Source organism: Paratissierella segnis, from assembly GCF_014385195.1.
In the GTDB taxonomy this organism is placed as follows: domain Bacteria; phylum Bacillota; class Clostridia; order Tissierellales; family Tissierellaceae; genus Paratissierella; species Paratissierella segnis.
In genome coordinates this window covers 59,396-73,049 of record NZ_JACRTG010000012.1, presented here as the reverse complement: position 1 = coordinate 73,049, position 13,654 = coordinate 59,396, and the positions used below count along the sequence as shown (strand labels likewise).

Genomic DNA, 13,654 nt, shown 5'->3' with positions numbered 1-13,654 from the left:
AACAAATGAGAAAATGTGTTGTTGTATCTGATTCATTTAAGGGTACATTATCATCTATGGAAATTTGCAGTATTGCTGCTAAAAGCATACACAAATTTTTTCCCGAATGCCAAGTGGTAAATATTCCTGTAGCAGACGGAGGAGAAGGTACCGTTGACAGCTTTCTCAACATTATGGAAGTCGGAAAAAAAATAGAAATAGAAACTCAAAATCCTTTTGGAAAAAGCATAAATGCTTACTACGCTTTGATTGAAAATACAGCCATTATAGAGATGTCATCAGCGGCAGGACTTCCTTTAGCAGAGGGACAGCTTGATCCTTGCAGGGCATCTACATATGGTGTCGGAATACTGATTAAAGACGCAATCATAAAGGGTGCAAATAAAATTATTATAGGTCTTGGCGGCAGCGCCACCAATGATGGCGGCTGTGGCTGCGCAGCTGCATTAGGAGTTGTATTTAAAGATAAAGAAGGTAACAGTTTTATCCCTACCGGAGGCAGTTTAGATAAAATTCAATACATTGATACATCAGCAGCAAATGAACTTTTAAGAAACATTTCCATAACTGCTATGTGTGATATTGATAACCCTCTTTATGGAAAAACCGGTGCTGCTTATATTTTTGCTCCTCAAAAAGGCGCAAGTGATAAAATGGTTGAATTCTTAGATTACCAATTGATAGCTCTTGATAAAGCTATAAAGGAAAATCTAAATAAAAATGTAGCCCAGATTCCCGGTAGCGGTGCTGCTGGAGGTATGGGTGCAGGAGTTGTAGCTTTTTTAAATGGTACGTTGGAACCTGGCATTGACATTATGCTTGATACAGTAGATTTTGATAGCCGCATAAAAGATGCTGATCTTATCATTACGGGAGAAGGCAGACTGGATTCACAAAGCCTTAGAGGAAAAGTCATTAGCGGTGTTGCCTCAAGGGGAAAAATCCAAGATATTCCTGTAATTGCAATAGTAGGTGCCGTAGAAGAGGATGCTTACCCAATTTATGACATGGGAGTAACTAGTATATTCAGCATCAATAGAAAGCCTATTCCATTCTCAGAAGCACGATATAACAGCGAAAGCTTTTATAGAGCTACAATAGAGGATATTTTACGATTGATAAAAAGAATAAACTAAAATTTTAAAAATGCATCCCTTCCATAAAAAACTATGAAAGGGATGCTTAGTTTAGTTCAATATATAGGTATTCTAAATTTCTACAAAATTATAAATCTTATATCCGTTTTTGGTGCCAAGGTATACAAAACCCCACCGGATAGCACATCCAGTGGGGTTATAAAAATTATTTATACGTTTATTTGTTGTTTTCTATTATCTATTTACAGATCGCGCCATCCTTAAATAAGTATGACGAATACCTCTGATAGCCGTGCTGTATGTTTTGATATTTTCAGGCAGTGCCATACCCAGATAACCTGAGTCTCCAATATGATGAATATCAGTTCCTGCCATTTTACACATCAAAGCAATCTCCCTAATCGTATCTGGGTCCGCTCCTTCTTGTGAAGTTCCTATAGAAGTCAATGTTGCTACGCCGAGTTTATGTGCATAAGCAATAAGTTCTTTAGCAATATCAAGAGTTATCCCAGGTACAGTGCCGGGGGCAGGAATAAGGATTATATCAGCGCCTGACTCTACGAATTCTTCAATATCTTTTTTGCTTATAATACTATCTCCTGATTCAGAGAGGACACTTGCAGCATGCATTTTTCCCGCACAAAGAACTATGTCATCACCAACAACAGCACTAATTTCTTTTAAAGCTTTAGCAATCTGTGCATTCCCAACGCCTATTCCCGGATTACCGGTTATAAGTATAAACTTTATACCCAAATCCCTTGCTTTTATTGCGTTTTCTGCAGTAGCTTTTCTACCTTCATTGAATTTTAATTCGGGTAATTCAAGTCCAAGGCTTTCAGATACAGGTTCTAAGTTAATTCCCAGCGGTCTACCTACAAGACGTTTAAGTTCTTCAACTGCTTCCGGACCCTGTTCTATGGGAATGCCTTTAATTACAGGATTATTTACATCAAGCATATTTAATAATATAATATCTGCACCCATCGCGGAAGCTAATTCTGCATCAGAAATTTCGTAAAGCATCGGGTTAAGATGAGGAATAATTTCACTCATTAGAACCCTTCCTTCACTCGCAACTATAGAATCAAGTAGATCCCTTTTATTTATTGTTCTAAAATCTGAAGCCGCCAAGTCTAAAAACCTTTTCATATTTTATCACTCCTCTCAGATATTTGTCTAACGTTTATACCCTAATTGTTAATAACTAATCTAATTTTCTTATTTCATTTTCGGTGAAACCAATGTCCAATAAGCTTTAAACTAATCAATATATCTTAGACTATCAAAGTCGTCTATAGGCCACATTGGTCTATAAATGCGTTTAAAAGGAATTTTTTCCGATCTTTGTATTGTCGGTCCGTCAGTCAACGCCATAATATGATATGAAGTCTCCGGTACCAAATACGTATCAAGATATCCCATTTTAACGACTACTATATCATAGTTATGAAATTCTAATCCGGCTTTATGAAATTGATCCATATTACCATATTGTATATTCCTATTTAGAATTATTACGTCAATAAAAGTACTATCAACATTTACCGTATACGCTTTACCCACAACATGTGAAACACCTAATCCATACATTTCTTCACCTATTTGTTTTAGCGTTCCTTCAATATGAACCGGAGCTGACAATTCATCCTCTCCTACACCTAAATCAATGGAAATATGATCTCCTATCTTGTATGAATTCATTTGACTATGTGTCTGAGGATCATTAATTCCCGCAATAAGCACCTTTTTCCCACATAGATTTGATTTCAATAATTCTCTTAGAATAACTGTATTTTGACCGGCTCCACCTGCCCCGCAGTTATCTCCCGAATCAGTAATAACTGCTGTTTTCCCTACAAAACTAATCGCTTTTTTTATGGATTCACTAGGTTCATCAAAATTTCCGCTAAATTTAAATTCCTTCCTATGTTCCCAAGCATATGCTGAAATCTCGTCTGCGACTTTTTCACAATATTGAATATCCTGTGGTGTATTCGGTACAACAACCACTGCTGCCCCTAATTTATCATCATCATGGCGAATATATCCAATATGGTAAGAATCCGAAAATACTCTAGGGTCTTTTTCAGCTTCATCTAACATTGTATTTATGGTCAACATAGGTTCTTTCGCCGAAACACTTCTCTCACCCCCGACCATTATTGGCAATTTCCGAATAATAGGTTTCATTTCCCTCCTATTTTCTAAAAGATTAATAAACTTTTTGGCAACCAATCTCTCCGTATCTACCTGATCTGAATGTGGCGATTCTCTATAACAACGAACCAAATTGACATTGTTCGTTAATTCTTCGGTTATATTTCCATGGGGATCCATTACTACAGCAATTGGCATAAATTGTCCTACAATTTCACGGATTTTCTTAATAAGATAATGCTCTCCGGAAACTTCATCAAGATTCTTTATTCCGCTTGCCCCATGAAGTTGAAGATATATTCCATCTATTTCATTAATATTATCCCTAATTGTATTTATAATTTTATTTGCAATAAAATCAAAAGCTTCATGCTTAATCATTCCGCTTGGATGAAGACTTGCAAAAATAGCAGGAACTAATTCAATATTTTTTTCCTCGAAAATATCTTTAATATGCATTGCTTTTATGCAATCATCTCCATACAATAGCAAAAATGCATCTAAATCTGCAACATGGGAAATATGTTCATTACATTCCGACGTAATATGTGCTACTAATACTTTCATATTTATTTGCATGATATTTATAGAATCTAAATATCATAATCTCCTTTCTTTTGGATTTGTGTCTTATAAGCTTAGCTCAGCCCTATCTCACCTGTCTTTCAGACCTGTCTGTGAACCCAAATAGCATTGATAAAATAAAACTAACTAAAAATGCTGCAACACAAGCAATAATTCCGGGAACAAGACTTGAACCGTCTCCACCTGCACATACCGTGAAAAACAAAATATTGCCTGTTCCTATGGTATATGCTTTTACATTCAATATAGAAGCAATGATGCCACCTACAAAACCTCCGGTGAACAACCATATCATAGCTTTTTTAAAACGGAAAATACATCCGAAGATAGTTGGCTCACTAACTCCCCCCAAAATTAACGTAATCGCACTAGATGTATTCATTGCTCTTTCTTCCTTTTTAGAACGAATAGCAAAGGCAACAGCTACCCCTATCAAAGCATATGTGGCAACAATTGCACTCAACCAAAATAGGTCATCATACCCTTGAGTTGCAAACTGATTCAATATAATTGGGATTAAAGCCTTATCCATTCCTAAGCCAACAAGTACATACCATAATCCGCCAATTAACCCTACTGCCAATGGACCAACTGTTGAAACAAGCCATTTTGCAACGATAGCTATTAGAATACCGCAATAGCTTCCAATAGGTCCTAATAAACATAGTGTTATAGGAAGCATAATAAGAACTGTGCATACTGGAACAACAGCTGTTTTAACAGACTTTGGACATACTTTATCTACATATTTATAAACATAAGATAAAACCCAAACCATTAAAATACTAGGTAATAATTGATTAGGATAATTGACTAAGGTCATCGGAATGCCAAAAACGGTAAATTTGGTACCTTCTGCAACCATTCCAACCAATGTTGGATGAACCAATACGGAACTTAAAAACAAAGCAATCGAAATGCTTGTATTGAATTTTTTTGCAGCTGTCCAAGCGACAAAAACAGGAAAATAATAAAACCCGGCATCTCCTACAAAATTTAATAAAGTTAAAACGTCACTTTCTGCCGAAAAAAAGTTCAATAAATTCGGTCCCAAAATTGTAGCGAACATTTTGATAATTCCTGCACCAACAAAAATCGGATAAATAGGAAATACACATTCCGAAATCGTGCCGATAATAACTTCATTTAAAAGATACTTGAATGAGAATCTTTTCTTTTTTTGTGAATCAGATTGAGTATCTTCTTCGATTGCATCTTCTCTTTTAAACCCCTCAAGTTCACAAATTGTTTCATATACATCTTCAACTTCTTGTCCAATTATAATCTGTAACTGATCACCAACCCATTGGCATCCAATTATACCAGATATCTTTTCAATTCCATTGCTATCTACTAATCCTTTATCCTTTAAATTAAATCTCAATCTAGTTACACAATGTGTGAAAAAGCTGACGTTATCTTTACCTCCAATACCTTTGACTATTTCAGAGGACATCATTGAATAATCTTTCTTTTTCATATCTATTCTTGATGATATTTACAAGACTAAATATCATGCACTCCTTTCATTTTAATTTGTGATTTAATCCTGATTATATGCAAACGATGTCGCGCGCATTACATCGTATTTGCCAAAATAAAAACCCTAACCCTCTAGGTAACAATCTTCATGTATACACAATTTATTAACATGTATAAACAAATATAGTAATTCTTCATCATTTAATTTAAAATCCAGCGTCTTGCTCAAATAATCACGAATTCTTATCGTACAATCATATATATCAGTATCTGCATATTTACTCTTTATCATTTTATATATTTCTTCATTATCACTCTTCATCTGTTCATTTGTTCTTGAAAATAAATAATGCAAATGTGATACAAATCTAAAATAGCTAAATGACGATCTATCTATCTTGATATTAAGTTCATCTTCAATAAGCTTAGTACAATCATCAACAATCTTTTCTTCATTCTTATCATCAATAGGATTGTTTGTTGTTCCGTAGTTTACCAAATGTAATGTAATCCCGACTACTTCCTCACTTGGAAGTTCAACATTCAATTTGTCTGAAATCAGCTTAACAGCTTCCTTACCGATTTCTATCTCCATTGGATACAAGTGCTTTATTTCATATATCAATGGCAATTTAATGCTAATATTGTTTTGCTTTCTTTGTATTGCAGAATTGATGTGATCAGCCAACGATAAGACAACGTTAGACTTATAGCTTGTATTAAGTTTGATATTTGCCATATCAATAATCTTGCTTGACACCTCTAACACATCTTCAGGCAATGATGCAATTACATCTAAATAGTTCTTATTAACATTATAAAATGTCCTTTCTATCTTAGATAAGGGAACTTCTTCATTAACTTTTAAAAACCCAATCCCCTTTCCAAAGACTACCACCTGCACATTATTACTATCTTTGCAAAGGGAAACGTTATTGTTTATGTTACGAATGATTCTCATAAACTTTTCCCTCCATTTTTATTTTTTTCTAGTTTAATTATTACATCATTTAAACTTATCCTCTGATTTATCTTCAATATATTTAAACTATACTCATCACCATTGGTTAAAATGATGGGCGTCATTAGATCAATTTTTTTTGAATTCATAAATTCCAAATTAACTTCTACTAATTTTGTACCTCGCTTCACCTTATCACCGGTTTTAACAAAAACATTGAATCCCTCACCGTTCAAATTAACTGTATCAAGCCCAATATGAATTAACAATTCGCCTCCGTTTTTTGTTTTTAATCCAATTGCATGTTTTGTTTTCGCTAACATTACCACTTCTGCATCACAAGGCGAATATATTTTGCCATCTGATAATAAAAAAGCAACACCATCTCCTAATAATTTATTAGCAAATAATTTATCATTAACACTTGTAATAGAAATAACTTCCCCATTTGCTATTGAATATAATTCTTCATTTTTCTTTTTAAAAAAATTAAGCAATTTCTATCACCCCTTATTAGAAAAGCATCTACGTAAAGTTCTTTTATTATCCTAATCAAAGCAGAACTTTCCTATTCGTTATATTCTTAGAAATAAGAAAACTCTTCGAAAGATTGACTATATAATCAGCAACTACTAATTATAAGGTCAAGCCTCCGAAGAGTAACAATCCTTACTTATCTATTTACACTATATATAGAATATCACAATAAACAAAAAAATACAATAATTTGAAATAATTTTAACAATTTTTTATAAGGATTCCTGCCAAACTATTTCATTTTTCCCTTTAGCTTTAGTAGCCTTATCTAATACTGCTCCATGCTCTCCTTCTATTATGATTTCCACATCATAATAATCATACAATTCACCATAGTATTCTTCTGTTGGAGCCTCTAGCTCTTCCCCTGCAGTATATCCTCCCAACACCTTCACAAAATCTACTCCCAATTCTCTTAATCTTTCATCTGATGAGCTTACATCAAGTGGCGCTATGTAAAACATAATCTTGTTTTTTTCAACGATTATTTCAGCATCATCTACTTCCACATTACTTTCAAGGATTTGAGCACTGCCACCTAATGCTTCTTCGGATATTTCCGGTCTGGATGTGCAACCTGCCAATGATACCAATGCTAATGTAACACATAATATATATAATATTTTTTTCATAAATAGTACACTCCCTTGTATTTATTATAACAAAGGAGTGTAGTTTAATCCATTGACTATTTTTGGGAAAATAAATTCCTTCCTTTTAATGTGTATGAGATTTCATAATCAGGCTATGCAATAAACATTGGTAAGCCTTCAATCCATCCAAGAACGAAAGCAAGCAAAAATAATATCAACATAACAGTTGTTGTCTTTTTTCCCTTTCTTACAAGGTAAAAACACGATAAAGCCAAACCCAATGGTAAAAGATTTGGTGCTATACTATCCAATATCTCCTGTATTGAAAGTGTTTGATAGTTTCCTAAGTCTAAAGTAATACTTGTAGAAAAATTGATCATGGATGAAATCATACTGCCTACAACAGTTGCACCAAGTAATTTTGCAGCAGTACTAAAAGTATCTAGCATGCCACCTTCAGTGGCTGATTCCATAAATTTCATTCCTTGCATATAACCTATTTCTAAACCTTTATAGCGAACATACCACCCGGGAATATTGTGTATAAGCAAAAACAATATAGGTCCCAGAATACTACCCCTCATTGAAAAAGATAATCCTACTCCTAGCCCTATAGTACGCAATGTTCCCCAGAAAACTGAATCCCCAATTCCGGATAATGGACCCATCAAAGCAGTTTTTACTGAATTAATTGATCCAGTATCAAACTCTTCATTTTCTGCCGCTTCCTCTTCCATAGCAACTGAAATGCCTTGAACAAACGTAGTCATTTGTGGCGTGATATTATAGAAAGTAATATGCCTTTTTAAAGCTTCTTTAAAACCATCATTATCATCTTTATAAATTCTCCTTAAATGAGGAATCATACTAAAACCAAATCCAATTCCTTGTTGACGTTCGTAATTAAAACAGCCCTGAACTCCACATGAACGCCAAAATCCACTCATAAATTCTTTTTTACTCATGTTACCTAAACATTTGCCTTTTTTTTCTTGAATATCATTGCTATTTGTCATCTTAACATCCCCCTAATCCAAAGTTCTTTTTTGAGAGAAAAAATAATAAACCGATGCAATAATTAGCCCCATAGCTGCTATTCCTAAAGAATCCATTTTTAAATAAGCGGATAATAAAAACCCTAAGAACAAAAATGGAGTACTTTCTTTATCCATAATATAATTCATTAAAAGTGCTATTCCTAGCGCTGGCAACAAAGTTGATGCTTTGTTTAATCCATCTAGTATCACATCCGGAATGATCCTTATCAATGCTTCTACCGGTCCTTGCCCAAAGTATGTAGCTAATAGCATAGGAACAAAAAATACTATAGCAAATACTAATACCCCTAACCAAAAATACTTTTCTATTGCTTTATAATCCCCTCTATCTGCTGCCCTATCACAACGTGGATTGAAAATATTGTTAATAATCCTTGGAATTATACCGGTGGGTTGAAACAATAAAGCAATAGGCATTGATAGTGCTATGGCTGAATCGGCATCCAAGCCTGAACTAATAGCAAAAAAAACTGCTAAAATTGTTCCTGCCGAGGAATTCGGTAAAGAAGTAACCCCAATCCCCACAAATCCCATAAAGATCAGTTGTAGCGTTGCCCCCATAATTATTCCTGTTTTCATATCTCCCATAATTAAACCTACTAATGCACCTTCGACAATTGGAGTATTTAATAGGTTTTGTCCAAAAATTCTTCCGTCAATTACTCCCAACACATGCACTAATGACACCAGAATACATTTAACTAGAAACATAAAATCCACTCTCCTCTCTTTAATCATTTATTTTTGTTATATATTTCATGAACTTCCTTTAAATATATTTTTTGTTCATTAGGTATAGATTGAAGAAAAACATTTTTGCCATAAGCCTCCATTTTATCTAATTCATCTAAATCTTCCTGAGTTAGAAATACTTGATTTGTGATTGAAACCCTGCCTTCTTCATAATGAATACCGCCAATATTAACGTCTGCAACTTCTGGGCTATTTTCGCAAACTTTTCTACCATCTTTACAATTCCCTACTATTATAAGAATCTTTCTCTTTTTATTAGATGGACTATTTATATAATCAATTCCATCTTTCAAAGTAAGAATTTCAAATCTAACACCTGCGGGTTTCCCAAGTTTTAAGCTCATCTTAGTCATTGAATCTGTTGCTGCTTTATCATTTATCACTACCATAGTATCTGCTTCTGTAGACCTTACCCAGTATGTAGCCACTTGACCATGAACTAACCTTTGATCAATTCTTAAAAGTTTTATCATTTCATTCCTCCTTACAATCTAAAGCAAGTATTTTCAATTCGTCATTTATAAATTGTATAGTGTCTTTGCTTAGAGCTATAGATCTTCTTATTGATTCTTCTGCTTGTTCCATGGGATCCATCATTATCTCAAGCAATAACCCTAAATTGATCCCGGACACAATATATAAATTTTTATAATCTTTTAGAAAAGAAACTGCTGTCTTAGTAGTACTACCTGCAGGTATGTCTGTTAATAATATGATGGTATCATCTTCAGAGAATTTGCTTATTTTTTCTTGGATTTTTTTTGATAGTGTTGTTGGAGAATCTTTAGCTTCCATTACTATTGTCTCAAGTCCATTTTCTTTCCCACAAATTATTTCAAATGCTGATTGGAAACCTTCACTTAATCTTCCATGAGTTAGGATTATTACTTTTTTCATTGCTACCTCCATATATTTATTGAATTATTAAATGTAAAAGATTCCTTTATTAATGCAAACTTCTCCGTTTATTATTTATCTGTTTTAGTTTGAACCAATTTCGAAGCCTTATGATTATAGATAGTTATAGCTCTTATATTTAAGTCAGAACAAATTCTACTGGGAATAACTTGAACCGGGATTACAAACAGCATAGGTTTTAAAACATCATCTACATTGATTTCTGCGCTCAATACATCGTTTCCACGAATTCTTTTGTCCGTAATCATATAAACTTTATCTGTTAAAAGTTTCATAGCTTCAAAAACTTTATTAGCAAGTCCGCTAGACTCTAAATCTAAATCCATTATGAAAACTACATGATCCTTTTTCACTTCATATGAAGGGCCGTGGAGAAACTCTTCAGTTTCATAACCATTTGTCGGAATTCCTGTTGTTTCGGAAAACTTCAAGCAAGCTTCTTGAACTAATCCAAATCCAGCCCCTATACCGGCAAACATAATTCTATTGGCATTTTGTATAGCTTCAATATTATTTTCATAAAATTCTTCACTTTTCTCTCGCATTTTTGGCATATATTCAATAATCTGTTCCAACTCTGCAACAGCACTATCATATTTTTCTTGGTCAATTAGATTTAATTTAAGTGCTGCTTCAATTGAAAATAACGAAAAATAAAGAAAAGATGTCGGAAACCCCTTGCTTACAAAACTATCTCCTTCACCATTATAGGAACCATATTCAAAGGAATCTTTAACATAATTACTTATGGGGCTATTTGGCATCATTGAAATTGCAGACACATCATTCCCCTGTTTTTGAGCTCTTTTGACTGCATCAATAGTGTTTGTACTTCTTCCACTTTGAGAAATACATAAGATTAGATAATCATCATAAAATTTATAATCGTAATACGCATATGTTCTTGGCGTTTGTACCTTTACTGGTACATTTAAATATTTTTCTAAAACCGGTTTTGAAGATAAACCAATGTTAAAGGATGTACCTGATCCTACAATCAAAATTCCCCTATATTTTTTTGATGTATATTTCTTTACCAGATCCTTAGTTATTTCTTTTCTGTTTTTTACCATGTTCTTGCATATTTCTGGAGCATCTTTTACATAATCAATCATCCACTTCATAATAAACCTCCCCCTTAAATTACTATTTAAATATATGAAAACGCTATGATGATGCTAAAAATTTTTTATTCCTAGATTTAAATTTCATACTGATTATGCTATATCTTCTATCATCAGTATTTTATTCACTACTTTTTTGTGCTTGTAATTTGGCTTTGAGCCTGTAATCATCTCTGAAAGTCTATTTTCCGGTATGCCATACTCTTTGCAAAAATCCGCTTGTGTCATATTCAAGTCTATCAGCCTTTTCTTTACCTTCATTCCCCAAGGTGTCAGTCTCTGTTTCATCCAACTCACCCCCTATGATTACTTAATATTTTTAAAATTGGAAATTTGCACAACTATATATTCAGTTATATAGATAGTTGTGATAAAATTAAGTCGTGGTAATTAGCTGTTAATTACCTCGTCAAATATAGTTTACTCTTTATTCAGAGTATTGTCAATGATAAAATTCTTTTTTCAAAGTATTTTTTATATTGATGCTCTTAAAAAAGAATTAGAAAGGGGAATCTTATGGATGATTTAGGGGATAGAATACGTTCGTTAAGAAAAAATCATGGCTTATCAATGGCTAAATTAGCTGAAGCTATTAATGTTCGCTCAGGTAATATAAGCGACTGGGAAAATGGCAATTCAAACCCTTCAACAATGAATCTATTAGCTTTAAGTACTTTTTTTAATGTTACTTCAGATTGGTTACTGACAGGTAAAGAAACTAATATCATAAATCCTTTGCTCTCATATGAATTAAAGAATCTTACGGAAACTGATAAAAGGGACTTAGACATTTTTCTAGAATTTCTAAAATTAAGAAGGGAAAAGAACAATCATGGAGTTACTTATAAAGAAAAGATAAACGCTGTGTATAAGAATAATTTAAGTACAATAGCAAGAGAAGAACCTGCGGTATATCTTCCAGTTTTAGGAGACATAGCTACAGGCGTTCCAATTGAAAGTATTGAAGCATATCATGGAGACATATCCAATTCATTTATCATTAGGGCAAGAGGAGAAAATATGATAGATGCAGACATAGAAGATGGTGATTTAGTCATTTTTAAGGTGCAGCCAATGGTGGAAAACGGAGAGATAGCTTTGGTTAATGTAAATGGAAAAGCAACAATTAAATACATTTATTTTAACGGCGAAGAATGTGAACTCCGTTCAGCTAATCCGGAATATCCGCCAATGAAATATCCAATGGATGAAATAAACATCATTGGAAAGTTCGTTGAAGTTTTAGAGCATAAGTAGTGCTTTTATTTTTAACACAAAAAGTGGAATTAATTCCACTTTTTCGTGATATTATGAAATAGCTAAAAACCATCCTTCCCATAGAAACTATGGAAAGGATGGCTTTGTTTAGTTCAATTTAGATATTGAGTTGGATAATTCTATTATGCTATTTGTCAATTCATTTAATTTTCCTTCTATCCTTACCAATAGATATATGGAAATTACTATGGGAAAGCCCAAATTAGCTATATTAGAAAATATCTCCTGCATAAACTCACCTACCTTTCAATTCACAATTCACAATTACTTGGGTCGAGCTTTAGGGTCTGTGAAGAGGAGATTCTTCACTGCGTTCCAGAATGACATCCTGCAGTGATTATTCTGCCTCTATAGTCCTCAAGATTACTGCTTACGTCATCCTGAGATGGGCAGCATAAGCGTTACTTCCGAAGGATCTCTGTTTTTAGGTTTTTAAATAGGAGCCATAAAGGCTCCCTATTTAAAATTCTATATCACTTACACTAGTCCTTATAACTCTAGCTCCACTTACTCCTACTAAGTCTCCTTCTTTTGAGTCAAATATATTTAGTGCAACTATATTATCCATAGCGTCTTCTACTTCCGCGTTGTTTAAATCTTCTTTAGGATCATCTATGGAGATTTTTACTATTTTATTTGCAACGTTGAGAAAATTCATTTCAAGTTTAACCTTATCCATCATTTCACCTCCCTTCTACAAATTCACACAATGCACAATTCAGTTGACAATTCACAAGACACAATTGAAAACTGGGGATCTAGCAATTGTTTATTTCTATTCTTCTGTCAATAATGTTTCTTCAACTCTCTTCACATTTAGTAAGTCGTTTTGTTGAAGCCCTGCTAATGTTGTTGCTACTTCATGTAGAGACTCATCTGTTGCATCAGTCTTTACATTGTTAAATGACTTTGATTTAACTTTTTGTTTGCCATTTACAGTTCCTGCATCTAACTCTAGTTTAAGGGTTGTTTTTTCCTTTAAGCTTGCAATTGCCATGTTTTCACCTCCTTTTCTATTAGCAGCTACTATTTACAATTCACGATTCACAATTCACAATGCACAATTGCTGGGGTCGATCTTTAGAGTCTGTAAAGAGGAGATTCTTCA

General features: G+C 33.5%; 17 protein-coding genes. 2 read left to right on the top strand and 15 right to left on the bottom strand.

The features are described 5' to 3' along the window. Positions 1 to 5 precede the first annotated feature (5 nt). A complete protein-coding gene (locus H8707_RS04705) occupies positions 6 to 1,136 on the top strand; it encodes a glycerate kinase family protein (RefSeq protein ID WP_262428983.1) in 1,131 nt (376 codons plus the stop codon). Positions 1,137 to 1,331: 195 nt separating this feature from the next. Here H8707_RS04705 and H8707_RS04700 read toward each other — a convergent pair whose 3' ends face one another. The 12 genes from H8707_RS04700 to H8707_RS04645 all read right to left on the bottom strand — a co-directional run bounded on the left by H8707_RS04700 (position 1,332) and on the right by H8707_RS04645 (position 11,556). Next, complete coding sequence (locus H8707_RS04700) at positions 1,332 to 2,249, bottom strand: DUF7916 family protein (RefSeq protein WP_262428982.1); 918 nt, start codon at positions 2,247 to 2,249, stop codon at positions 1,332 to 1,334. A gap of 111 nt (positions 2,250 to 2,360) precedes the next feature. After that, entirely contained in the window at positions 2,361 to 3,836 is a 1,476-nt protein-coding gene (locus H8707_RS04695; protein WP_262428981.1) for a M81 family metallopeptidase, read from the bottom strand. Between the two features lie 70 nt (positions 3,837 to 3,906). Further along, positions 3,907 to 5,322: a PTS transporter subunit EIIC gene (locus H8707_RS04690; RefSeq protein ID WP_262428980.1), complete on the bottom strand. Its 1,416-nt coding sequence runs from the start codon at positions 5,320 to 5,322 to the stop codon at positions 3,907 to 3,909. A 126-nt stretch (positions 5,323 to 5,448) separates the two neighbouring features. Beyond that, positions 5,449 to 6,285: a PRD domain-containing protein gene (locus tag H8707_RS04685; RefSeq protein ID WP_262428979.1), complete on the bottom strand. Its 837-nt coding sequence runs from the start codon at positions 6,283 to 6,285 to the stop codon at positions 5,449 to 5,451. Continuing rightward, a complete protein-coding gene (locus tag H8707_RS04680; protein ID WP_262428978.1) occupies positions 6,282 to 6,782 on the bottom strand; it encodes a PTS sugar transporter subunit IIA in 501 nt (166 codons plus the stop codon). Before H8707_RS04680 ends, H8707_RS04685 begins: the two co-directional genes overlap by 4 nt. 252 nt (positions 6,783 to 7,034) lie before the next feature. Beyond that, positions 7,035 to 7,454, bottom strand: a complete 420-nt coding sequence (locus H8707_RS04675) for a hypothetical protein (protein ID WP_262428977.1) — start codon at positions 7,452 to 7,454, stop codon at positions 7,035 to 7,037. A 113-nt stretch (positions 7,455 to 7,567) separates the two neighbouring features. Next, on the bottom strand, positions 7,568 to 8,431 hold the full coding sequence (locus tag H8707_RS04670; RefSeq protein ID WP_262428976.1) for a PTS system mannose/fructose/sorbose family transporter subunit IID: 864 nt from the start codon (positions 8,429 to 8,431) through the stop codon (positions 7,568 to 7,570). A 12-nt stretch (positions 8,432 to 8,443) separates the two neighbouring features. Beyond that, entirely contained in the window at positions 8,444 to 9,184 is a 741-nt protein-coding gene (locus H8707_RS04665; protein WP_262428975.1) for a PTS mannose/fructose/sorbose/N-acetylgalactosamine transporter subunit IIC, read from the bottom strand. 23 nt (positions 9,185 to 9,207) lie between these two features. Continuing rightward, positions 9,208 to 9,699 (bottom strand): PTS sugar transporter subunit IIB, encoded by a 492-nt coding sequence (locus tag H8707_RS04660; RefSeq protein ID WP_262428974.1) that lies wholly within the window; start codon positions 9,697 to 9,699, stop codon positions 9,208 to 9,210. 1 nt (position 9,700) lies between these two features. Beyond that, positions 9,701 to 10,123 carry a PTS sugar transporter subunit IIA gene (locus H8707_RS04655; protein WP_262428973.1) on the bottom strand — a complete coding sequence of 141 codons (423 nt, stop codon included), beginning with the start codon at positions 10,121 to 10,123 and terminating at the stop codon, positions 9,701 to 9,703. A gap of 71 nt (positions 10,124 to 10,194) precedes the next feature. Then, positions 10,195 to 11,268, bottom strand: coding sequence for an SIS domain-containing protein (locus H8707_RS04650; protein ID WP_262428972.1), 1,074 nt, complete (start codon positions 11,266 to 11,268; stop codon positions 10,195 to 10,197). A gap of 93 nt (positions 11,269 to 11,361) precedes the next feature. After that, positions 11,362 to 11,556, bottom strand: a complete 195-nt coding sequence (locus tag H8707_RS04645) for a hypothetical protein (RefSeq protein WP_262428971.1) — start codon at positions 11,554 to 11,556, stop codon at positions 11,362 to 11,364. A 228-nt stretch (positions 11,557 to 11,784) separates the two neighbouring features. On the opposite strand from H8707_RS04645, the gene H8707_RS04640 reads away from it, so the two are divergent. Next, positions 11,785 to 12,525, top strand: coding sequence for a helix-turn-helix domain-containing protein (locus tag H8707_RS04640; RefSeq protein ID WP_262428970.1), 741 nt, complete (start codon positions 11,785 to 11,787; stop codon positions 12,523 to 12,525). 108 nt (positions 12,526 to 12,633) lie between these two features. On the opposite strand, the gene H8707_RS04635 is transcribed toward H8707_RS04640, so the two are convergent. The 3 genes from H8707_RS04635 to H8707_RS04625 form a co-directional block, all read right to left on the bottom strand. Further along, on the bottom strand, positions 12,634 to 12,777 hold the full coding sequence (locus H8707_RS04635; RefSeq protein ID WP_262428969.1) for a YvrJ family protein: 144 nt from the start codon (positions 12,775 to 12,777) through the stop codon (positions 12,634 to 12,636). Positions 12,778 to 13,006: 229 nt separating this feature from the next. Next, positions 13,007 to 13,225, bottom strand: a complete 219-nt coding sequence (locus tag H8707_RS04630; RefSeq protein ID WP_262428968.1) for a DUF2922 domain-containing protein — start codon at positions 13,223 to 13,225, stop codon at positions 13,007 to 13,009. Between the two features lie 96 nt (positions 13,226 to 13,321). Beyond that, positions 13,322 to 13,543 carry a DUF1659 domain-containing protein gene (locus H8707_RS04625; protein WP_262428967.1) on the bottom strand — a complete coding sequence of 74 codons (222 nt, stop codon included), beginning with the start codon at positions 13,541 to 13,543 and terminating at the stop codon, positions 13,322 to 13,324. Positions 13,544 to 13,654 lie beyond the last annotated feature (111 nt).

Coding starts and splice junctions, on each gene's coding strand:
- H8707_RS04630 (WP_262428968.1), bottom strand. CDS start 13,225: ATGGATAAGGTTAAACTTGAAATGAATTTTCTCAACGTTGCAAATAAA.
- H8707_RS04635 (WP_262428969.1), bottom strand. CDS start 12,777: ATGCAGGAGATATTTTCTAATATAGCTAATTTGGGCTTTCCCATAGTA.
- H8707_RS04655 (WP_262428973.1), bottom strand. CDS start 10,123: ATGAAAAAAGTAATAATCCTAACTCATGGAAGATTAAGTGAAGGTTTC.
- H8707_RS04675 (WP_262428977.1), bottom strand. CDS start 7,454: ATGAAAAAAATATTATATATATTATGTGTTACATTAGCATTGGTATCA.
- H8707_RS04670 (WP_262428976.1), bottom strand. CDS start 8,431: ATGACAAATAGCAATGATATTCAAGAAAAAAAAGGCAAATGTTTAGGT.
- H8707_RS04625 (WP_262428967.1), bottom strand. CDS start 13,543: ATGGCAATTGCAAGCTTAAAGGAAAAAACAACCCTTAAACTAGAGTTA.
- H8707_RS04695 (WP_262428981.1), bottom strand. CDS start 3,836: ATGCAAATAAATATGAAAGTATTAGTAGCACATATTACGTCGGAATGT.
- H8707_RS04690 (WP_262428980.1), bottom strand. CDS start 5,322: ATGAAAAAGAAAGATTATTCAATGATGTCCTCTGAAATAGTCAAAGGT.
- H8707_RS04640 (WP_262428970.1), top strand. CDS start 11,785: ATGGATGATTTAGGGGATAGAATACGTTCGTTAAGAAAAAATCATGGC.
- H8707_RS04700 (WP_262428982.1), bottom strand. CDS start 2,249: ATGAAAAGGTTTTTAGACTTGGCGGCTTCAGATTTTAGAACAATAAAT.
- H8707_RS04660 (WP_262428974.1), bottom strand. CDS start 9,699: ATGATAAAACTTTTAAGAATTGATCAAAGGTTAGTTCATGGTCAAGTG.
- H8707_RS04650 (WP_262428972.1), bottom strand. CDS start 11,268: ATGAAGTGGATGATTGATTATGTAAAAGATGCTCCAGAAATATGCAAG.
- H8707_RS04705 (WP_262428983.1), top strand. CDS start 6: ATGAGAAAATGTGTTGTTGTATCTGATTCATTTAAGGGTACATTATCA.
- H8707_RS04685 (WP_262428979.1), bottom strand. CDS start 6,285: ATGAGAATCATTCGTAACATAAACAATAACGTTTCCCTTTGCAAAGAT.
- H8707_RS04665 (WP_262428975.1), bottom strand. CDS start 9,184: ATGTTTCTAGTTAAATGTATTCTGGTGTCATTAGTGCATGTGTTGGGA.
- H8707_RS04645 (WP_262428971.1), bottom strand. CDS start 11,556: ATGAAACAGAGACTGACACCTTGGGGAATGAAGGTAAAGAAAAGGCTG.